Origin of the sequence: Oceanibaculum sp., from assembly GCF_022449305.1 — a bacterium.
In the GTDB taxonomy this organism is placed as follows: Bacteria; Pseudomonadota; Alphaproteobacteria; order Oceanibaculales; family Oceanibaculaceae; genus Oceanibaculum; species Oceanibaculum indicum.
The window spans coordinates 16,010-36,475 of sequence record NZ_JAKUSO010000021.1; the positions used below are offsets into that span (position 1 = coordinate 16,010).

Here is a 20,466-nt window from a genome sequence, read left to right on the forward strand (position 1 = left end):
CGGATCAGCTCGACCGGTCGGACTTGATGATTTCCGTCATAGTCACGCCCAGCCGTTCATCGACAATGACCACTTCGCCGCGTGCGACGAGCCGGTTGTTCACATAGATGTCGATGGCTTCGCCGACCTTGCGGTCCAGTTCGACCACCGCGCCGCGGCCTAGCTTCAGCAGCTGGCTGACCTGCATGGTGGCCTTGCCCAGCACCGCGGAGACCTGGACGGGAATGTCATAGACCGCCTCCAGATCGCGGGCGGAACGCTGGATATCGTCGTCCTGACTGCCGCCATCATCGTCGGCGAAGGGCTGCTCCTGACCTTCCAGTTCGGAGAGTTCGAGATCGTCGTCGTCAGCCATGTCTGTCTCCCTGGCTATGCGGCTTTAGGGGCTATTCGGCCTTGGGGCCGGGCGTTTCGGGGGATGGCTCGTCGCCGGTCGGGGCCGGCATGTCGTCAGCCATCTCTTCGGGTGTTTCAGTTTCGGGCGGTGGGGAAAGCTCGCGCGGCGCGCGCCCCAGCGTGCGTTCCATCGCGGCGCTCATCCGCCGCCAGATGTCCCGCTGCAGCCGTTCCGCACCGCCTTCGGACCATTCCAGCCGGCAGTCGCCTTCCGAAAGCTCGGCATCCGGGCGGACCGTGATCTGGCCCTCGAAGGCATTGTCGGCGGCGATTTCTGTCATCCTTGTCTGCACCTGTTCGGCCAGATCGGGATGGACGCGCACGATGATGCGCGGCTCGTCGCGCAGGGAGCCGAACACCTCGGCGATCATCGCCTCGATCTCCGCCATGCCGCCGCTTTTTGCCAGGGTGGGCGACAGCTGGCGGACCATCGTATAGGCCAGCTCGGTCAGGTCGGCGGACAGCGCATCCAGCGCCGCCCGATGCGCAGTCTGCAACTGCCGGAAGCGGTCGCCGACACTCTGCCAGCTGTCGGCAAGCCGCTGCTCGACGCCGGTCATCGCCTCGGCGCGCCCCTGTTCGACGCCGCGCTGGAAGCTGTCAGTGGCGACCTGGTCCAGCTCTTCCTGGCTGTAGCTCGGCGGCGGCGGTTCGGCGGCTGCCTCGGCAGCTTCCTGTTCCGCCTTCTTCTGCGCCGCGCGCTCGGCCTCACGCCGGCGCTTCAGCTCCGCCGGGTCGATGTCGAAGTCGCGTTCGAACAGGAAGGGTTTCATGCCGTGTGCTGTGCTTCCGGGTCGTTAGTAGATCAGCTGATCGTCGCCGCCGGACTCGGCGATGACGATTTCGCCACGGTTGGCGAGGTCCTTCGCCAGCTGCACCATGTAGGTCTGTGCCTCCTCGACCTCCTTCAGGCGCACCGGGCCCATGCCCGCCATGTCTTCGCGCATCAGCTTGGCGGCGCGTTCCGACATGTTGGAGAAGAACAGGTCGCGCAGGTCCTCGGTGGAGCCCTTCAGAGCAAGGCCCAGCTTGTCCTTCTCCGCCGTGCGCAGCAGGGTCTGCACGCCGCCCGGATCGAGCCTCGCCAGATCCTCGAAGGTGAACATCAGCGACTTGATCTTCTCCGCCGCGTCGCGGTTGCGTTCTTCCAGCGCCGTGACAAAGCGCGTCTCTGTGGCGCGGTCCAGGCTGTTGAAGATTTCCGCCATCATCTCGTGCGGATCGCGGCGGTTGGACCGTGCGAGGTTGCTCATGAACTCGGTGCGCAGCACGCGCTCGACGTCGTTCAGAATGTCCTTCTGCACCGATTCCATGCGCAGCATGCGCATCACCACTTCCATGGCAAAGTTTTCCGGCAGCAGCGCCAGCACCTTGGCGGCGTGCGCCGGGTTGATCTTCGACATGACCACGGCGACGGTCTGCGGATATTCGTTCTTCAGATAGTTCGCCAGCACCAGCTCGTTCACATTGCCGAGCTTGTCCCACATGGTGCGGCCGGCCGGGCCGCGGATTTCCTCCATGATGTCGCCGACCCGGTCGGGGTCGAGGACCTTGGAGAGCAGGCGTTCCGTAGAATCGAAGCTGCCGACCAGCGAGCCGGTGGAGGAAATCTGCTCGGCGAACTCGACGAACAGCCGTTCCACGATGTTGGAGCTGACGGTGCCGAGATTGGCCATGACCTGGGAGACTTCCTTGATCTCCTCGTCCTCCATCAGGGCGAAGATCTTGGCGGCATGCTCCTCGCCCAGGCTCATCAGCAGGATCGCTGCCTTCTCGGGGCCGCCCAGCGAGCGGTAGTCTTCTCTTACGCGCATCGTCTCATTCTCCCGGCCGCGGCCTGATGTCACGCGGCCTCATGGTTGCCCATGGCCAAACGGGGTCAGTTCTGTTCCTGGTACATCCAGTTGCGGATGATCGAGACCGCCTCGTCCGGATGCTTGTCCACGATCTCGCCGATCTTGCGCAGCGAGGAGGCGCGCACGCGGCCCTCGACACGGCTGATATCGATCATCGTGTCCAGCATATCCTCCTCTTCTTCTTCCGGCAGGGCCAGCGCGCCCATGCCTTCCGGCGCCATTTCCATGCCGGGCATGCCAGGGCCGGCCAGGGCGGCGGTCGCACCGGACTGGTCGCGCAGCATGCCGGTCGGGCCGCTGAGGATCGCACCGGCGGCCGGCAGCGATTCGAACAGGCGGCTCAGCACCGGGCGGACGACCAGCAGGATGACCAGCAGGCCGACAACCGCCAGCACGATGATCTCGGCAAGCTGCAGGAAGTCGTTCTTGGACAGGCCGAACAGGGTGGAATCCGCCCCCACGCCGATATCGTCCAGCGGCGCGAAGCGCATGTTCACCACTTCGATCTGGTCGCCGCGATTGGCATCGAAGCCGATGGTCGAGCGCACCAGCGCCTCGATCTGCTGCAGCTGCTGCTCGTTGCGCTCCTGATAGACCGGCTCGCCGCCATCGCCGCGTGTATAGGTGCCGTCCACCAGCACCGCCACGGTCAGACGGCGCACATTGCCGGTCTCCCGCACGATGTTCTGCACGGTGCGGGTGATCTCGTAATTGACGGTTTCCTCGGTCCGCGAATCGCGGCTGCTGGCGCCACCGCCGGGCTGGCCCTGCTGCGCTTCCGGCAGGTTGGTCTGCACGGTGACCGCCTGGTTGGCGCCGCTCTCGGTGCTCTCCCGGCTTTCATCCACATTCTGCGTGGAGCGCACGACCTGGCCGTTCGGATCATATTCCTCGCGGTTGGTGACGATGCGGTCGAAATCGAGGTCGGCATGCACCTCGGCGCGCACCTTGACATAGCCGACTGAGCGCTCCAGCAGCATCTCGATGGCGCGCGCCGTGCGGCTTTCGTAGGCGATGCGGCGTTCCTCGGCAGTGGCCGCCAGATGGTTCGGGTCGTTCGGGTCATCAACGCCGCGCGCCAGCAGGCTGCCCTTGTCATCGATGATCGACACCTTGGTCGGGGTCAGCCCCGGCACCGCCGCGCCGACCAGATACTGGATCGCCTTGATCTGCTCGCGATCGAGGCGCTGCGCGCCCTGCATGCGCAGCGCGATGGAGGCGCTGGGCTCCATGCGTTCGCGGCTGAACAGCTCGCGGCGCGGCATCACCAGATGGACGCGCGCCGAGCGCACGCCACGGATCGAGCCGATGGTGCGGGCCAGCTCGCCTTCCAGCGCGCGCAGCTGGTTGATGTTCAGGACGAAATTGGTGGTGCCGAAACCGTCGGACTTGTCGAAGATCTCATAGCCCATCGAGCCTTCGGTCGGCAGGCCCTGCTGGGCCAGCGCCATGCGCAGATTGTTGATCTGGTCGCCCGGCACGTAAATCTCGCTGCCATTCTGGCCGCGCAGCTCGAACTGCGCGCCGCTCTGCGACAGGTAGTTCACCACCTCGCGGGAATCGCCTGGCTCCAGTCCGGAATAGAGCAACTGCATGCTGGGCGAGGCCAGGCGGCTGGTCAGGAAGAATAGGAAGGCGATGAGGGCAACCGCAACGCCGCCGAGAACGGCGAGGCGCACAGCACCGAGATTTCGGAAGAATTGCATAATTGGGTTCACGGTTCGCCCTTCCTCGCCGCTATGGCCCCTTGTCTGTTCCCCATATCGGGGGGAGCCTGATCGTCTCTGACCCTGCCATCGCCGGGATGACCCGGCTTCAGTTCTGGCTTTGCTTTCCCGGTCACGCTTTCCTGACCGCCGCGCCCGCTCTCGTGGCTCTTGAGGGGCGCTCGGTCGCGTTATCCAGCCGCGATATCGGTGATCCAGACGGCTGCAGATCCGGTATTCAGCAAATTACCTAAAATTTTAATTATAATGAAGTGATTTGCGTGCCCCACGAACCAGCTTTTGCTGATTTTACCCCAACTGTTGCAACTAGGCAACTTTTGCCTAGAGCAGATATAGCAGATGAATCAGTGAAAGAACAATCCTTTATGGGGCGTTTCTTGAATATTGCATGAATTCAGCGCGACAAGGATTCCGGTCGGAAGGGAGCGGCAGCTATCCTGTGACCATCGGATACGCATTGGAGGGGGGCCGCTGTCTCTGGTCTTCACCGGCGGCTTGGGCCATATTTTGGCAGGCCACGGTCGAAGACCGCACAAAAGAGCGAGGGAGTGACGGGCATGGCGGGCAAGGCGACGCAACTGGCGCTGGTTTCCGGTGACAAGAAGGACGCGCCGGCAGACAAGCTTGCCTATCTGAAGGCGCTGGAGCGCCGCGTGCTGTGGCTCTCGCACTGGATGATCCATAACGCCAACCATGTCCGCCCGTCGCGCGACGGGCTGAAGGTCGGCGGCCATCAGGCTTCTTCTGCTTCGGTGGCAACGCTGATGACGGCGCTGTATTTCGATATTCTGCGGCCTGAGGACCGGGTGGCGGTGAAGCCGCATGCCAGCCCGATCTTCCACGCCATCCAGTATCTGATGGGCCGGCAGGATCGCGACGCGCTGGAGAATTTCCGGGCGCTGGGCGGCGCGCAATCCTACCCGTCGCGCACCAAGGACAAGGACGAGGTGGATTTCTCCACCGGATCGGTCGGTCTTGGCGTGGCAATGACGCTGTTTGGCTCGATCACCCAGGATTATGTGCGCCAGCATTTCCCGGAGCGGGAGAAGGCTGCCAAGCCGGGGCGGATGATCGCCGTGATGGGCGATGCCGAGCTGGACGAGGGCAATATCTACGAGGCGCTGCTGGAAGGCTGGAAGTACGACATCCGCAACACCTGGTGGGTGATCGACTATAACCGCCAGAGCCTGGACGGCGTAGTGAACGACCAGCTGTTCCAGAAGATCAAGGGCTTCTTCGCCGCGGTTGGCTGGAAGGTCGTGATGATCAAGTATGGCAAGCTGCTGGAGGAGGCGTTCAAGAAGCCCGGCGGCGAGGCCCTGCGCAACTGGATCGACGATTGCCCGAACGATCTGTATTCGGCGCTGGTCTTCAAGGGCCAGAATGGCGATCCCAGCGGCTGGCGCAAGCATGTGCTGGCGGATCTGGCGGGTCATAACGGCATCCCGCAATTGCTGGCTGAATATGACGATGAGGGCCTGCACCTTCTGATGACCAATCTGGGCGGCAATGACATGGAAGCCGTGCTGGAAGGCTTCGCCCAGGCCGAGGATGACACGCCGCACTGCTTCATCGCCTACACGATCAAGGGCGCGCAGACCCCGCAGGCCGGCCACAAGGACAATCATGCCGGGCTGATGAGCGTGGAGCAGATGGCCAGCTTCAAGAGCCAGATGGGCATCGCCGACGGCGCCGAATGGGAGGCGCTGGACGACCGCGATCTGCCGGTGGCCAAGCTGCGCGACTTCATCGCCAAGGCCCCGTTCAACCAGCCGGGCAGCCGGGTGAAGGAGAGTGCGCGGGTCGCTGTGCCCGATGACTTCCCCACCGTGAAGGCTGACAGGATTTCCACCCAGGCCGCCTTCGGCCATATCCTGAACGCGCTGGGTAAGGGGCGCAGCGACCTGGCAGGGCGGATCGTCTCGACCTCGCCGGACGTCACCGTCTCCACCAACCTCGGCGCCTGGGTGAACCAGCGCGGCATCTTCAGCCGCCGGGCGCGCGACGACATCTTCCGCGCGGAAAAGGTGGTCTCGGCGCAGAAATGGGCGCGCTCGCTGACCGGCCAGCATATCGAGCTGGGCATCGCCGAGAACAATCTGTTCATCATGCTGGCCGCACTTGGCCTTGCCGGGCCGCTGTTCGGCGAGAAGCTGCTGCCGGTCGGCACGCTGTATGACCCGTTCATCGCGCGCGGCCTCGATGCGCTGAACTATGCCTGCTACCAGGATGCGCGCTTCATGCTCGTCTCCACCCCGTCGGGCATCACCCTGGCGCCGGAGGGCGGGGCGCACCAGTCGATCTCCACACCGCTGATCGGTATGGGCCAGCCGGGCCTGACCTATTTCGAGCCGGCCTATGCCGACGAGCTGGCGGCGGTGATGCGCTGGGGCTTTGGCCATATGCAGGCGGCGGATGGCGGCTCGCTCTATCTGCGGCTCTCGACCCGAGGGCTGGAGCAGCCGCAGCGCAGCCTCGATGCGGATTTCGCAGCACAGGTGGTGGCCGGCGCCTACTGGCTGGTCGAACCGTCGCCGGACTCGGAGGTGGCCTTGGTCTATTGCGGCGCGGTGGCGCCGGAGATCATGGAGGCGCACTCTGCGCTGGCCGAGGATATGCCGGGCCTCGGCGTGCTGGCCGTCACCTCGCCGGACCGGCTCTACAGCGACTGGAACCGGCAGACCGAGGCGCGCCGCAAGGGCCAGAAGGTACAGCCGACGCATCTCGACAGGCTGCTGGCACAGGCGCCGGCGGCAGCGCTGGTCACGGCGCATGACAGTCACCCGGCCGCCCTGTCCTGGATTGGCGCGGCGGCAGGGCGTCCTGTGCATGCGCTTGGCGTTACCAAGTTCGGCCAGTCCGCCGATCTGCCCGATCTCTACCGCGTGCACGGGCTGGATGCGGAGGCGCTTATCGATGCGGTGGCGACGGCCTGCCTGGGTCGTATCGGGGGGCGTCTCGGGGGAAGTCTCTAAGCAAAGGGTTGCATACTCTATCGACCGCTGCCCTTGGCATTCAGCAGCCGGAATGCTACCCATAACCTGTAACTGATCCTTACAAATAAGTCAGAACAAGGGAGCTGCCTGCCATGCTTGTCGGTGTGCCGAAAGAGGTGAAAATCCACGAATACCGGGTCGGGCTGGTGCCGGCCTCGGTGCGCGAACTGGTCGAGCATGGCCATCAGGTGATGGTCGAGACCATGGCCGGGCACGGCATCGGCTTCGACGATGCGGATTACGAGGCGGCGGGCGCCAGCATCGCCGGCAGTGCTGCGGACATCTTCGCCAAGGCCGACATGATCGTGAAGGTGAAGGAGCCGCAGCCCGCCGAATACAAGATGCTGCGCGAGGGGCAGGTGCTGTTCACCTACCTGCATCTGGCGCCCGATCCCGAGCAGACCAAGGGGTTGATGGAGTCCGGCTGCATCGCCATCGCCTATGAGACGGTGACCAACCAGCGCGGCGGCCTGCCGCTGCTGTCACCGATGAGCGAGGTTGCCGGGCGCATGTCGATCCAGGTCGGCGCGCACTGCCTGGAGAAGGAGCGTGGCGGTGCGGGCGTGTTGCTGGGCGGCGTGCCGGGCGTGCCGGCGGCCAAGGTGACCGTGCTGGGCGGCGGTGTTGCCGGCACCAATGCGGCGCGCATGGCAATGGGCATGGAGGCGCATGTCGTGGTCATCGACAAGAGCCTCGACCGGCTCTACCAGCTTGACGAGCGCTTCGGCTCCGAGCTGCACACCATCTTCGCCACCCGCGACGCCATTGAGCAGCATGTGCTGTCCAGCGACCTTGTCATCGGCGCGGCGCTGGTGCCCGGCGCGGCAGCGCCCAAGCTGGTTACCGCCGACATGGTGAAGCGGATGAAGCGCGGCTCCGTGCTGGTGGACATCTCCATCGACCAGGGCGGCTGCTTCGAGACCTCGCGCCCGACCAGCCATGCCGAGCCGACCTATGTGGTGGATGAGGTGGTGCATTACTGCGTTACCAACATGCCGGGTGCCGTTGCCCGCACCTCCACCGTGGCGCTGAACAACGCGACCCTGCCCTTCGCGCTGGCGCTGGCCGACAAGGGCTACCGCAAGGCGCTGGCGGACGACGTCCATCTGCGCAACGGCCTGAACATCCATACGGGGCGGGTCACCTACAAGGCCGTCGCCGACGCGCTGAAGCTGCCCTACACCCCGGCTGAGGACGCGCTGGCGCTGTAGCAGCCTGAGAATTGAGCCCTGAGAATTGAGCGGAGTACCAAATTCTGGTACTCTGCTGGCGATCAGGAGGCTTTTGCCATGTCCCGCAATACATCGGTATCTCTGGGCCCGCATTTCGCGGCTTTCGTTGACCGCCAGGTCGATGAAGGCCGGTACGGTTCCGCAAGCGATGTCATTCGCGCCGGCCTGCGCTTGCTGGAAGAGCGCGAGGCCGGCCTTGCCGCACTTCGGGCCGCCCTCATGGAGGGGGAGGAAAGCGGTGTTGCCGCGCCGCTGGATATCGAGGCGTTTCTCGCCGACCGGCGGCAGGACCGATAGGCCGGTATGGCTTATGTCCTGACGCCGAGGGCGCGGCGGGATCTGGCGGATATCTGGCGGTTCACGAACGGACGATGGGGCGAGGCACAGGCCGACGCCTATGTCCGGCAGATTGCCGAGTGTTGCCAGCGCCTCTCAGAAGGGGCGCTGATCGGCAGCGACGTCTCTGCGATCCGGCCCGGCTACTGGAAATTCCGGGTCGGTTCGCATGTGCTGTTCTACACAAAACCTGCGGAACAGCGTTTGGAACTCGTCCGCATCTTGCATCAGCGGATGGACATCACCGCCATCTTTAGCGCACCCCGACTCTAGCGCAGGAATCGGCCGAGATGGGTCTGGACGTTGCGGGTCAGCGTGGCGTCCAGATCGCGCAGGGTGGTCTCGGTCAGCTCGTACCAGGCGCGTTCGCGGTCATTCAGCGTGATGTCCTCCGGCACGGTGCGGCTCCGCTGGACGCGCGCCTCCGCCATGCCGATCCGCGATCCGCGGTTGTCGAGGATTTCCAGCACCGCTTCAGCGGTCGCCGTGTAGCGCTCCGCCTGCTCGTTGGTGAAGGTGCCGCGCAGGCCGGTGGTGGTGCGCAGCTTCTCCTCGACGATGCTGGCTTCCTTCACGCGCAGCACCGCCCGGTTGAACTGGGTGCCGGAGGCCGTCAGCCGGTCGCTCGCCCAGCGTTCCATCGTGCGGCCGGGATTGACCGGCACCAGATGCTCGACATGCGGACGCGACAGCGGCTCGCGATATTCGTTCACCACCTCGATGGAGCCGACATCCAGCCCGATCTTCTGCCCGCCCTGGAAGGTGATGTCGGCATAGCGCGGCGCCGGGTCGGGCGTGGCGCAGGCGGCCAGCACCAGGGCCAGGAAGCCGATGGAGAAGAAGTCAAGGGAGCGTGACAGGGTGGGGCGGAACATGGCGGATTCCTCAGAGATTCGCGGGCATCTGCGCGGCATCGGGCGTGGTTGCGGGGAACCTCTCCGGCGCGCGTTGGGCCAACAATGGGGTGGCGGCCCTGTTCTGGCAAGATGCGCCGTGAGGCACGCTAGTGCCGGGTCGCGTCCGCCAGCGCATCCAGATCGGAATCGTCGTACCGGTACGCGCGATTGCAGAACTGACAGGTAACGACCACGGCGCCGTCCGGTTCCTTCATATCGTCCAGCTCGGCACGCGGCTGGGCGCTGAGCACGGCATCGACCCGCTCGCGCGAACAGCGGCAGCGGTCAGTCACGGCATGCGGCTCGAACACCCGCACGCCATCCTCGTGGAACAGCCGGAACAGCAACTCATGCGGCGACAGCTCCGGGGCCAGCAACTCCTCGTTCCGGGCGGAACTGGTCAGGATGACGATGCGGCGCCAGCCATCCTCCGCCTCATCCTCGGTCAGCGACTGCCAGATGCGGTCGGCCTCACTGGCGCTGCCGCCCTCGGCCGGCATGCGCTGTACCATCAGCCCGGCCGCGCGCCATACGCTGCCGCCACCGGGCAGGGCGACGCGCTCGCAGGCGGTTTTCAGGCAAGTCTCGATCTGCTCGGAATCGCGGAAATAGGTATGGGCGCAATCGGCCAGCGTGGCGCCCGTCAGTTCGACGATGCCCTGATAGCGGTCGGTATGCGCGCCCTGATCGACCGTGAAGGCGAGGTGGCCCGCCCCCAGCAAACCCGGCACCGATCGTTCGATGCCGGCGCCGCTTTGCGCGCGTGCCGCTGCCGCCGAGGCGAAGCGGTCAGCATCGAACTGGGCATAGCCACGAAGATGCCCATCCGAGGTGACGTCGGCCACCAGCAGGCTGATCGGCCCGTCGCTCTGGATCTGCAGGGTGAAGACGCCGTCATATTTCAGCGCGCCGGCCAGCAGCACCGCCAGCGCCAGCGCCTCGCCGAGCATGCGGGCGACCGGCTCGGGGTAGTCGTGTCGCCGCAGCACGGCATCGACCTCACCGCCCAGCCGCGCCATGCGCCCGCGCAGGCCCAGCGATTCGATCTGGAACGGCAGCAGCATGTCGTCGGTCATGCCCGGCATGCCGCCGCCGGCATATGCCGTCACGTCAGGCACCAGCGCAGGATGCCCTTCTGGCCATGCAGCCGGTTTTCCGCCTCATCCCAGACCACGGATTGCGGCCCGTCGATGACCTCCGCCGAGACCTCCTCGCCGCGATGGGCAGGCAGGCAGTGCATGAAGATGGCCTCCGGCTTGGCGTGGCGCATCAGCTCCGCATTCACCTGATAGGGCTTCAGCATATTGTGGCGGCTGCCCGCATCCGCGTCGCCCATCGACACCCAGGTATCGGTGACCACGCAATCGGCCCCCGCGACCGCCTTCTCGGCATCGTGGGTGACAGTGATCCGGGCACCCTGCGCGCGGGCCCACTCGATCAGGCCGGCATCGGGGGTCAGCATTTCCGGGCAGGCGATGCGCAGCTCGAAATCGAACCGTGCAGCGGCATGAATCCAGGAGGCGGCGACATTGTTGCCGTCGCCGCTCCAGGCCACGACCTTGCCCTTGATCGGCCCGCGATGCTCCTCGAAGGTCATCACATCGGCCATGATCTGGCAGGGGTGGCTGCGGTCGGTCAGCCCGTTGATGACCGGCACGCTGGCATTGTCCGCCAGCTCCTGCAGGATCGCCGGGCTGAAGGTGCGGATCATGATCGCATCGACATAGCGCGACAGCACGCGCGCCGTATCGGCCATGGTCTCGCCACGAGAGGACTGGATGTCTGCGGTGTTCAGCAGGACGACATCGCCGCCCAGCTGCTTCATGCCGACCTCGAAGGACACGCGGGTCCGGGTCGAGGGCTTCTCGAAGATCATCGCCAGCGTCTTGCCGGCCAGCGGCTTGTCGGCTTCCTCGCCGGCTTTCAGCGCTTCCTTCATGGCACGGCCGCTGTCCAGGATCTGCCGCAGGGTGCCTGTGTCGATCAGGTCTAGATCGAGAAAGTGCTTGGGTTGGGTCAACAGCTTGTTCATCGTCCGGTCCTCAGCCCGCCAGCTTGCGGGCGGCCTTTTCCATCATCTCCATCGCCTCGCCGACCTCGGTATCGCCGATGGTCAGCGGCGGCAGCAGGCGCAGCACATTGTCGGCGGCGCCGACGGTCAGCATGCCTTGCTCGCGGAAGGCGGTCTGCACGTCGCCGTTCGGCATCACGCATTTCAGCCCCAGCATCAGGCCGGCGCCGCGCACCTCCGCGAAGACGGTGGGGTGGCTGGCGACCAGCCCTTCCAGGCGGGTCCAGAAATCGCGGCCGACGCGCTCCACCTGGGCCAGGAAGGCCGGGTCGTTCACCACGTCCATGACTGCATTGCCGACCGCCATCGCCAGCGGATTGCCGCCGAAGGTGGAGCCGTGCGTGCCATAGGTCATGCCCTTGGCCGCCTTCTCGTTGGCAAGGCAGGCGCCAATCGGGAAGCCGCCGCCGATGCCCTTGGCGACGCCCATGATGTCCGGGGCGACGCCGGCCCATTCATGGGCGAACAGCTTGCCGGTCCGGCCGACGCCGCACTGCACCTCGTCAAAGATCAGCAGCAGGCCGTATTCGTCGGCCACGGCGCGCAGCTGCCGCAGATAGTCCAGCGCCGCAGGGCGGATGCCGCCTTCGCCCTGCACCGGCTCCACGATGATGGCACCGGTCTCCGGCGTGATGGCGTTGCGCAGCTCGTTCATGTTGCCGAAGGGCACATGGTCGAAACCGCCAGCGACCGGGCCGAAGCCATCCAGATACTTCTTGTTCCCGGCGGCGGCCAGCGTCGTCAGGGTGCGGCCGTGGAAGGCTCCCTCGACGGCGATGATGCGCACACGCTCCGGCTGGCCATTGGCAGAATGGTACTTGCGCGCGACCTTGATCGCGCACTCCATCGCCTCGGCGCCGGAATTGCCGAAGAACACGGTATCCGCGAAGGTCGAATCCACCAGCCGCTGGGCGAGCTTCTCCTGCTCCGGCACGCGGTACAGGTTGGAGACATGCCACAGCTTCTCGGCCTGCGCCTGCAGCGCCTTCACCAGATGCGGGTGGCAGTGGCCCAGCGAGTTGACGGCAATGCCGGCGGCAAAATCGAGATATCGTCGGCCGTCCGTCGCGTACAGATACGCCCCCTTGCCATGCGTAAAGCTGAGGTCAAGCCGGTTGTATGTGGGCATGACGGCAGGAAGCATCGATTTATCCCTTCCCATCGGTAAAAGGGTTGCAGCGCGACGGAATTTCGCGAAAGGGCGCGAGTATCCGCGCCCGCCCCGCCCATGTCAATTACAGTTGCGTTGCTTTATTAGGTAGCGCTCAAGCTTTCAGCTTGTAGCCGCTTTTCAGCATCGCGTAGCTGATCGCCAGCAGCACGAGGTTGCAGCCCGTCATGACCGCAATGCCGACCAGCGGCGGGGCGTCGGCATGGTCGATGAAGCCGTAGCGGAAGCCGTCGATCATGAAGAAGAACGGGTTCACATGGGCCAGCTCGTACCAGATGCCGGGCAGCCGCTCGGTCGAATAGAAGGTGCCGGACAGGAAGGTCAGCGGCACGATCACGAAGTTGGTGACGGCGGCGATATGGTCGAACTTGTCCGCCCAGATGCCGCCGATGATGCCCAGCAGCGACAGCAGCAGGGCGGCGGACAGCGCATGGAACAGCACATAGGCCGGGTGCGCGATGCTCACCGGCACGAACAGCCACATCGCCAGCAGGGTCGAGCAGCCGACCGCCAGCCCGCGCGTCACGCCGCCCAGCGCATAGCCGGCGGTCAGTTCTGCCGGCCCCAGCGGCGGCATCAGCGTATCGACGATGTTGCCCTGCACCTTGGCGACAACGAGGGAGGAGCTGGTGTTGGCAAAGGCATTCTGGGCAATCGCCATCATGATCAGGCCCGGCGCCAGGAATTCGGAGTAGGGGACGCCGCCGATGACCATGTCGCCCCGGCCCAGCGCCAGGGTGAAGACCAGCAGGAACAGCAGTGAGGTCACCATCGGCGCCGCCACCGTCTGCACGAACACCTTCAGGAAGCGCCGTACCTCCTTCTGGTACAGCGTCCACAGGCCGAGCCAGTTGACGCGGCCGATGGCCCTCGGGGTAACTCCCTTGGGTGCGCTGCTGGGGGTGATTTGGTGCGGAGCAGGATGCGACATGCTGGCTCTCGGTTGCGGGTCCGACAGAGACGGAGGCGCAGAAATAGTCCTTCCGGCCGTGCGGGACAACCCGTCCTGCCGTCGCCATCTGGCCGGAGCAGAAGGAAGATGGCAGCATGGCGGCATGACCGACAGCGCCCCCAAGCCGAACAGGCCGGCCCGGAAAATTCCTCGCAAGCCCAGCCCGGCCTCGCTGGAGCGCGCCGCCTTGCACTATCTGGAGCGATTCGCCAGCTCGGCGGAAAATCTGCGCCGGGTGCTGCTGCGCAAGGTGGAGCGGGCGGCCCGCCATCATGAGGATATCGACCGCGAGGCGGCGGCGGGCTGGATCGACGATCTGATCGCCCGCTATCGCCGCGCCGGCCTGCTGGATGACAAGGCCTATGCCGAGGCGCGCACCACCAGCCTGCACCGGCGTGGCGCATCGGCGCGCAAGATCAGGCTGAGCCTGGCGCAGAAGGGGGTGGCGGCGGACACCGTCGATGCAGCGCTGGAGGAGCTGGACGAACGGGTGGAAGGCGATGCGGAGATGCAGGCCGCCATCGCCCTCGTGCGGCGACGGCGGCTTGGTGTCTATCGTGCAGCCAGCGTGCGTGCAGACTACCGTGACCGCGACCTTGCCGCCCTGGCCCGGGCAGGATTTTCCTACGATATCGCGCGCCGGGTCATCGAGGCGGAGGATGAGGGCGCCCTCATGGCCCTGGCAGAGGCGGAATGAGCACCCCCGTCTGCGCGAAGCTGTGGTTTTTGCGGTAAATGCAGGAATCCTCTGGCCATCCGGTCTGGTTTGCGCGAACAATATTAGGAAGCGGCGTGCAGGCGCCTGACTATGGCGAATATAGCCTTTTCAGGTGGCTTGCTTCTTGCTTGGTGGTCATGCGGCCGGTGCGGCCCGATCCGAGGGTCAGCCGGCTGACGGTTGTTGGATGCCCATGAGGCTGTGTTTTGATGGTCGGATGCTTTAGGCGCGTGAAGATGATGGCGGTCGTTTCGACCGTGCTTCTGCTGACCAATTCCTGCGCCGGGCCGGCGCATATGGCGGAGCCGCCACGCGATTTCCTGGCCCGCGATGCCGCACGCGTTTTCACCGCCGGTTACGACAATATCGGCGAATATTATCTGGAGCCGGTCGATCTCGGCAGCCTGGCCGTGCATGGCATGCAGGGCCTGACCCAGCTCGACCCCAGCTTTGCCGTCACGCCGCTGAACGACCGGTTGCAGCTGACCGTTGGTCGGGCGGTGATCGGCGAATTCCCGGTGCCGCCGGAAAATGATTCTGTGCGCTGGGGGATGCTGACCGCCGCCGTTATCCTGGCCGGCCGCTCATCCTCTCCGGAACTGGCGAAGGTGGAACCGGAACGGCTCTACCGCACTGTGTTCGAGGCCAGCCTGAAGGATCTCGACCGGTTCTCGCGCTATGCCGACTACACGACCGCGCTCGATAACCGGGCCCAGCGCGAAGGCTTCGGCGGTATCGGTATCTCGCTGCTGCCGGACGACAGCCAGATCACCATCGCCAATGTGATGAAGGACACCCCGGCCGACCAGGCAGGGCTGCGTGCCGGCGACCGGATCACCAGGATCGATGGCCTGCCGACCGAGGGCATGAGTGTGCATGACGTGGTCAGGCACCTGCGCGGCGGCATTCACAGCCCGGTCGATCTGGGGCTGGCGCGGCCGCGCGGCCATGGCGCCGATGCCACGGTCGATACGCTGCATGTCACGCTGCGCCGTGCCCGTATCGTGCCGACCACGGTCAGCCTGGAGCGGGTCGATGATATTGCGATCATCAAGCTGCACGGTTTCAACCAGGATACCGCGTCGAGCCTGAGCCGCGAGATGGCGGAGGCCTGGCGTTCCGCCGGGGCAAATCTGTCCGGCGTGATCCTCGACCTGCGCGGCAATCCGGGCGGGCTGCTGGATCAGGCGGTGTCGGTGGCCGACCTGTTTATCTCCAATGGCCAGATCGTCTCGACCCGCGGCCGGCATCCGCACAGCCTGCAGCGCTATGACGCGCGCAGCGACGACATTGCGCAGGGGCTGCCGCTGGTGGTGCTGATCAACGGGGCCTCGGCCTCCGCCTCGGAAGTGGTGGCCGCCGCCCTGCAGGATAGTGGGCGGGCGGTGCTCATCGGCTCGCGCTCCTTCGGCAAGGGCTCGGTGCAGACTGTTGTTCGCCTGCCAAATGACGGCGAGATGATGCTGACCTGGGCCAAACTCTTCGCGCCGTCCGGCTATGCCTTGTCTGATTATGGCGTGCTGCCGTCGGTCTGCACCGCCAGCTATACCGACGATCCGGCGCAGGTGATCAGCGACCTCCGACGCGGTGCGGTGCGCCCGGCCAATCTGCTGGTCGCGCGCCGGGTGGTCTCGGAACTGGATTCCCGGCGCCAGCAGGAGCTGCGCGAGGCCTGCCCCTCGAAGCCGGCACATAACGAGAAGATCGACATGGATGTCGCCCGGCTGCTGCTGCGCGATGGCGAACTGCTGGGCCGCATGCGCGACATGTCGGTCATGGCGGTGGCGCTGAAGGCGGATTGAGCCGCGCCATTTACGCTGCATAAGGCTTGACAGGAAGTTTCCGGCCTGTATGTTCTCGGCCTCTCACGCAACCCAAGCGAAATGGGATCTGCCGTCATGGCGAAGTCGAACACTCTGCTCATCAAGCTCGTCAGCAGCGCCGACACGGGCTTCTTCTACGTTGCGAAGAAGAATCCGCGCACCATGACGGGTAAGCTGGAACTGAAGAAGTATGATCCGAAGGTGCGCAAGCACGTCGTGTTCCGCGAATCGAAGATCAAGTAAGCGCGTCCATCCGCGCTTTCTATGAAAGGCCGCCTTCCGGGCGGCCTTTTTCGTTTTCTGGGTCGTTTCTGGGTACTTACACGCCCTTGCGGTGGCGCCGCGGCTTCTCATCGGACGGCACCTCGCCCCAGCGGCGGACGGCACCAACCTCCAGCCCGAACAGGTCCAGCACGCGGCCGACGCTGTGATCGACCATGGCCCCGATATTCTCCGGCCTGGCATAGAAGGCCGGGACCGGCGGCGCGATGATCCCGCCCATCTCGGTCACGGTCAGCATGTTGCGCAGGTGCACGGCGGTCAGCGGCGTTTCGCGCACCATCAGCACCAGCCGGCGCCGTTCCTTCAGCACCACATCGGCGGCGCGGGTCAAAAGGCCCGAGGTAACGCCGCTGGCGATCTCTGCCAGCGTCTTTACCGAGCAGGGGGCGACCACCAAGCCCAGCGTGCGGAAGGAGCCGCTGGAAATCGCCGCCCCGATATCCTCCTGCGGGTGCCAGTAATCCGCCAGCGCCTGAACGTCGCGCAACTTCCAGTCGGTCTCGTGCGCCAGCGTGATCTCCGCTGACCGGGACATGACCAGATGCGTCTCGACCGGATGGTCGCGCAGCAGCTGCAGCAGCCGGATGCCGTAGAGGACACCGGATGCGCCCGAAATACCGACGATGAGGCGCTGCTTTTCGAGAGGCTTTTCCAAGGAGCTTTCCATGGTCATCACCTAGCGCGGAACCGTGCCCGGGTCCAGCCTGCCGAATAGGGCGGAAAGCCCGATTGTGACGCTTGCACAGGAGGCGTACCATACCCACGTCGAGTTTGTAGAGTTCCTGCGAACCAAGGAGGTTGGATATGGCAACAGCCGATAGCCGGATCGACGCCCTGAAGGTCAAGCATCAGCAGATCGACAACACGCTCCAATCCGAAGCCAGCCGACCGTTTCCCGACGACAATGCCATCGCCTCGCTGAAGAAGGAAAAGCTGAGGCTCAAGGACGAAATCACCCGACTGACGCGCCATTAGCGCAGCGCCTGGCCCCTGAAGGGGCCGAACGCTCCTTCAGGGATGCCGACCCGATATCGGAATACGCGATTTCGCGCATAACGGACTTGCGGGAATGCCGCCAAAACAGTACCGGTAGCGCGTAATCCCGTCGCGTTCGGCTGGACTCTGCCGGACAGTCCGTTAATGTCTCGCCCGACGCTACGCAAAGGATCGCGGAAGCGGTATTCTATGCCGTTATCCGCCCCGATCCGCAGCCATGGAGAATCGCGACCGTGACAGGCACCGACACGCTGAAAACCCGCCGTACCCTGGTGGTTGATGGCGATGAGTACGAATATTACAGCATCGAAGCGGCCCAGAAGGCCGGGCTGGGCGATGTTTCCCGCCTGCCGATGTCGCTGAAGGTTCTGCTGGAGAACCTGCTGCGCTACGAGGATGGCCGCACCGTCACGGTCGATGATGTGATGGCCATGGGTGCCTGGCTGAAGGAGCGGAAGTCCACGCGAGAGATCGCCTATCGCCCGGCCCGCGTGCTGATGCAGGACTTCACCGGCGTGCCGGCAGTGGTCGATCTGGCCGCGATGCGCGATGCCGTTGCCGCGATGGGCGGCGATCCGCGCACAATCAACCCGCTCTCGCCGGTCGATCTGGTCATCGACCATTCGGTGATGGTGGATAATTTCGGCACGATGACCTCCTTCGAGGAGAACGTCGATCACGAGTTCCAGCGCAATGGCGAGCGCTATGCCTTCCTGCGCTGGGGCCAGAAGGCGTTCGACAATTTCCGCGTGGTGCCGCCGGGCACCGGCATCTGCCATCAGGTGAACCTGGAATATCTCTCGCAGGTCGTGTGGACCGGCAAGGACGGCAACCGCACCGTCGCCTATCCCGACACGCTGGTCGGCACCGACAGCCACACCACCATGGTGAATGGCCTGGCCGTGCTGGGCTGGGGCGTGGGCGGCATTGAGGCCGAGGCGGCCATGCTGGGCCAGCCGGTGTCCATGCTGATCCCGGAAGTTGTCGGCTTCAAGCTGACCGGCAAGCTGCGCGAGGGCATGACCGCGACCGACCTGGTGCTGACCATCACCCAGATGCTGCGTGCCCGGGGCGTGGTCGGCAAGTTCGTGGAGTTCTATGGTCCGGGCCTCGACAATCTGTCGCTGGCCGACCGTGCCACCATCGCCAACATGGCGCCGGAATATGGCGCCACCTGCGGCTTCTTCCCGATCGACAAGGAAGCGCTGCGCTACCTTGCCTTCACCGGCCGCGACGACAAGCGCGTGAAGCTGGTCGAGGCCTATGCCAAGGCGCAGGGCATGTGGCGCGACGAGAAGTCGCCCGATCCGGTCTTCACCGATTCGATGGAGCTGGATCTGGACACGGTGCAGCCCTCGCTGGCCGGCCCGAAGCGCCCGCAGGACCGCGTGCTGCTGTCCGACGCGGCGGCTTCCTTCGGCAAGGCGATGGCGGAAATCGGCGCCAGCGGCAAGCAGGTGCCGGTGAAGGGTGCCGACTACAAGCTGGAGGATGGCCGCGTGGTCATCGCCGCGATCACCAGCTGCACCAACACCTCGAACCCGTCGGTGCTGATCGCCGCCGGCCTCGTCGCCCAGAAGGCGCTTGCGAAGGGTCTGAAGGCGAAGCCGTGGGTGAAGACCTCGCTGGCGCCGGGCTCCCAGGTGGTGACCGACTATCTAGAGGCCGCCGGCCTACAGAAGTCGCTGGACCAGGTGGGCTTCAACCTGGTCGGCTATGGCTGCACCACCTGTATCGGCAATTCCGGCCCCCTGCCGGAGCCGATTGCGAATGCCGTGGATGAGGGCGACCTGCTGGTCTGCTCCGTCCTGTCGGGCAACCGCAATTTCGAGGGCCGCGTGCACCCGCAGGTGAAGGCAAACTATCTCGCCTCGCCACCGCTGGTCGTCGCCTACGCGCTGGCCGGCACGATGAAGCTGGACCTGACCACGGAGCCGCTGGGCACCGGGTCGGATGGCAAGCCGGTGTATCTGAAGGACATCTGGCCGTCGAACAAGGAAATCCAGGACGCGATGGAGAAGTCGCTGACCGCCGAGATGTTCAAGCGGCGCTATGCGAACGTCTTCCAGGGTCCCGAACAGTGGCAGGCCATCGATACGCCGGAAAGCCTGACCTACAGCTGGGATGACCGCTCCACCTATGTGAAGAACCCGCCCTACTTCAAGGGCATGTCGAAGACTGTGGAAGGCGGTTTCTCGAACGTCTCCGGCGCCCGCGTGCTGGCGCTGCTGGGCGATTCGATCACCACCGACCACATCTCGCCGGCGGGGTCGATCAAGAAGGACAGCCCGGGCGGCAGCTACCTCATGGAGCATGGCGTCCCGCCGGCGGAGTTCAACTCCTACGGCGCGCGGCGCGGCAATCACGAGGTGATGATGCGCGGCACCTTCGCCAACATCCGCCTGAAGAACGAGGCGGCCGGCAACACGCAGGGCGGTTTCGCCAAATATGTGCCGTCGGGCGAGGTCATGTCGATCTACGACGCCTCGATGAAGTATCAGGCCGAGGGCACGCCGCTGGTCGTGGTGGCCGGCAAGGAATACGGCACCGGCTCCTCGCGCGACTGGGCGGCGAAGGGCACCAACCTGCTGGGCATCAAGGCGGTGCTGGCTGAGAGCTTCGAGCGTATCCACCGCTCGAACCTGGTCGGCATGGGCGTGCTGCCGCTGCAGTTCAAGGATGGCGACACCCGCAAGACCCTGGGCCTGACCGGCGACGAGATCATCGACATCTCGGGCATCGGCACGGGCATCAGCCCGCGCATGGATGTGCCGGTGACGATCCGCTACGCCGATGGGCGCACGAAGCAGATCACCGCACTGTGCCGGATCGATACCGCCGACGAGGTCGAGTATTTCCGCAATGGCGGTATCCTGCACTATGTGCTGCGCAACATGGTGAAGGCGGCCTGATCGGCGTCATCGCCTCAATGAAATGAACAGGAGGGCGCCGGCTTGCCGGCGCCCTTCGCTTTTTTGCTTGTAGTGGCGCTGCGGGATTTACACTTCTTTAAA

The 20,466-nt window shown here is 65.1% G+C and carries 19 protein-coding genes; 9 read left to right on the top strand and 10 right to left on the bottom strand.

Annotated elements, in window-relative coordinates; all coding sequences use genetic code 11:
- Window positions 1-4: 4 nt before the first annotated feature.
- The 4 genes from fliN to fliF form a co-directional block, all read right to left on the bottom strand.
- On the bottom strand, window positions 5-355 hold the full coding sequence (fliN, locus tag MK313_RS08580) for a flagellar motor switch protein FliN (protein ID WP_008945688.1): 351 nt from the start codon (window positions 353-355) through the stop codon (window positions 5-7).
- A gap of 31 nt (window positions 356-386) precedes the next feature.
- Complete coding sequence (locus MK313_RS08585; RefSeq protein WP_287780875.1) at window positions 387-1,169, bottom strand: FliH/SctL family protein; 783 nt, start codon at window positions 1,167-1,169, stop codon at window positions 387-389.
- Window positions 1,170-1,193: 24 nt separating this feature from the next.
- Entirely contained in the window at window positions 1,194-2,210 is a 1,017-nt protein-coding gene (gene fliG / locus MK313_RS08590; RefSeq protein WP_008945690.1) for a flagellar motor switch protein FliG, read from the bottom strand.
- A 65-nt stretch (window positions 2,211-2,275) separates the two neighbouring features.
- Window positions 2,276-3,958, bottom strand: a complete 1,683-nt coding sequence (fliF, locus tag MK313_RS08595; RefSeq protein ID WP_287780876.1) for a flagellar basal-body MS-ring/collar protein FliF — start codon at window positions 3,956-3,958, stop codon at window positions 2,276-2,278.
- 578 nt (window positions 3,959-4,536) lie between these two features.
- Between fliF and MK313_RS08600 the strand changes: the two genes are divergently transcribed.
- From MK313_RS08600 to MK313_RS08615, 4 genes are all read left to right on the top strand, one after another.
- Window positions 4,537-6,954, top strand: a complete 2,418-nt coding sequence (locus MK313_RS08600) for a transketolase (protein ID WP_287780877.1) — start codon at window positions 4,537-4,539, stop codon at window positions 6,952-6,954.
- Between the two features lie 113 nt (window positions 6,955-7,067).
- Complete coding sequence (ald, locus tag MK313_RS08605) at window positions 7,068-8,186, top strand: alanine dehydrogenase (RefSeq protein ID WP_008945693.1); 1,119 nt, start codon at window positions 7,068-7,070, stop codon at window positions 8,184-8,186.
- 78 nt (window positions 8,187-8,264) lie between these two features.
- Complete coding sequence (locus MK313_RS08610; RefSeq protein ID WP_008945694.1) at window positions 8,265-8,504, top strand: type II toxin-antitoxin system ParD family antitoxin; 240 nt, start codon at window positions 8,265-8,267, stop codon at window positions 8,502-8,504.
- A 6-nt stretch (window positions 8,505-8,510) separates the two neighbouring features.
- Complete coding sequence (locus MK313_RS08615; RefSeq protein ID WP_287780878.1) at window positions 8,511-8,816, top strand: type II toxin-antitoxin system RelE/ParE family toxin; 306 nt, start codon at window positions 8,511-8,513, stop codon at window positions 8,814-8,816.
- Here MK313_RS08615 and MK313_RS08620 read toward each other — a convergent pair.
- The 5 genes from MK313_RS08620 to MK313_RS08640 form a co-directional block, all read right to left on the bottom strand.
- Window positions 8,813-9,418, bottom strand: coding sequence for a hypothetical protein (locus MK313_RS08620; RefSeq protein WP_287780879.1), 606 nt, complete (start codon window positions 9,416-9,418; stop codon window positions 8,813-8,815). The two genes, MK313_RS08615 and MK313_RS08620, sit on opposite strands and share 4 nt — an antisense overlap.
- Before the next feature lie 128 nt (window positions 9,419-9,546).
- Complete coding sequence (locus MK313_RS08625; RefSeq protein WP_287780880.1) at window positions 9,547-10,548, bottom strand: Hsp33 family molecular chaperone; 1,002 nt, start codon at window positions 10,546-10,548, stop codon at window positions 9,547-9,549.
- The gene (gene argF / locus MK313_RS08630; protein ID WP_040708023.1) at window positions 10,545-11,471 is read right to left on the bottom strand and encodes an ornithine carbamoyltransferase; all 927 of its coding nucleotides are present in this window, start codon (window positions 11,469-11,471) and stop codon (window positions 10,545-10,547) included. The genes MK313_RS08625 and argF overlap by 4 nt, the downstream gene beginning before the upstream one ends.
- Window positions 11,472-11,481: 10 nt before the next feature.
- Window positions 11,482-12,654 (bottom strand): aspartate aminotransferase family protein, encoded by a 1,173-nt coding sequence (locus MK313_RS08635; protein WP_287780881.1) that lies wholly within the window; start codon window positions 12,652-12,654, stop codon window positions 11,482-11,484.
- Between the two features lie 121 nt (window positions 12,655-12,775).
- Window positions 12,776-13,612 carry an ABC transporter permease gene (locus MK313_RS08640; RefSeq protein ID WP_287780882.1) on the bottom strand — a complete coding sequence of 279 codons (837 nt, stop codon included), beginning with the start codon at window positions 13,610-13,612 and terminating at the stop codon, window positions 12,776-12,778.
- Between the two features lie 124 nt (window positions 13,613-13,736).
- On the opposite strand from MK313_RS08640, the gene MK313_RS08645 reads away from it, so the two are divergent.
- From MK313_RS08645 to rpmG, 3 genes are all read left to right on the top strand, one after another.
- Entirely contained in the window at window positions 13,737-14,330 is a 594-nt protein-coding gene (locus MK313_RS08645; RefSeq protein WP_008945701.1) for a regulatory protein RecX, read from the top strand.
- A 257-nt stretch (window positions 14,331-14,587) separates the two neighbouring features.
- The gene (locus tag MK313_RS08650; RefSeq protein WP_192813254.1) at window positions 14,588-16,153 is read left to right on the top strand and encodes a S41 family peptidase; all 1,566 of its coding nucleotides are present in this window, start codon (window positions 14,588-14,590) and stop codon (window positions 16,151-16,153) included.
- Window positions 16,154-16,249: 96 nt separating this feature from the next.
- On the top strand, window positions 16,250-16,417 hold the full coding sequence (rpmG, locus tag MK313_RS08655; RefSeq protein WP_008945703.1) for a 50S ribosomal protein L33: 168 nt from the start codon (window positions 16,250-16,252) through the stop codon (window positions 16,415-16,417).
- Between the two features lie 76 nt (window positions 16,418-16,493).
- Here the strand turns inward: rpmG and MK313_RS08660 are convergent, their stop codons facing one another.
- On the bottom strand, window positions 16,494-17,129 hold the full coding sequence (locus MK313_RS08660) for a UbiX family flavin prenyltransferase (RefSeq protein WP_287780883.1): 636 nt from the start codon (window positions 17,127-17,129) through the stop codon (window positions 16,494-16,496).
- 131 nt (window positions 17,130-17,260) lie between these two features.
- On the opposite strand from MK313_RS08660, the gene MK313_RS08665 reads away from it, so the two are divergent.
- Both MK313_RS08665 and acnA read left to right on the top strand, forming a co-directional pair.
- The gene (locus tag MK313_RS08665; RefSeq protein WP_008945705.1) at window positions 17,261-17,431 is read left to right on the top strand and encodes a YdcH family protein; all 171 of its coding nucleotides are present in this window, start codon (window positions 17,261-17,263) and stop codon (window positions 17,429-17,431) included.
- 245 nt (window positions 17,432-17,676) lie between these two features.
- Window positions 17,677-20,364, top strand: coding sequence for an aconitate hydratase AcnA (acnA, locus tag MK313_RS08670; RefSeq protein WP_040708026.1), 2,688 nt, complete (start codon window positions 17,677-17,679; stop codon window positions 20,362-20,364).
- Window positions 20,365-20,466: the final 102 nt, after the last annotated feature.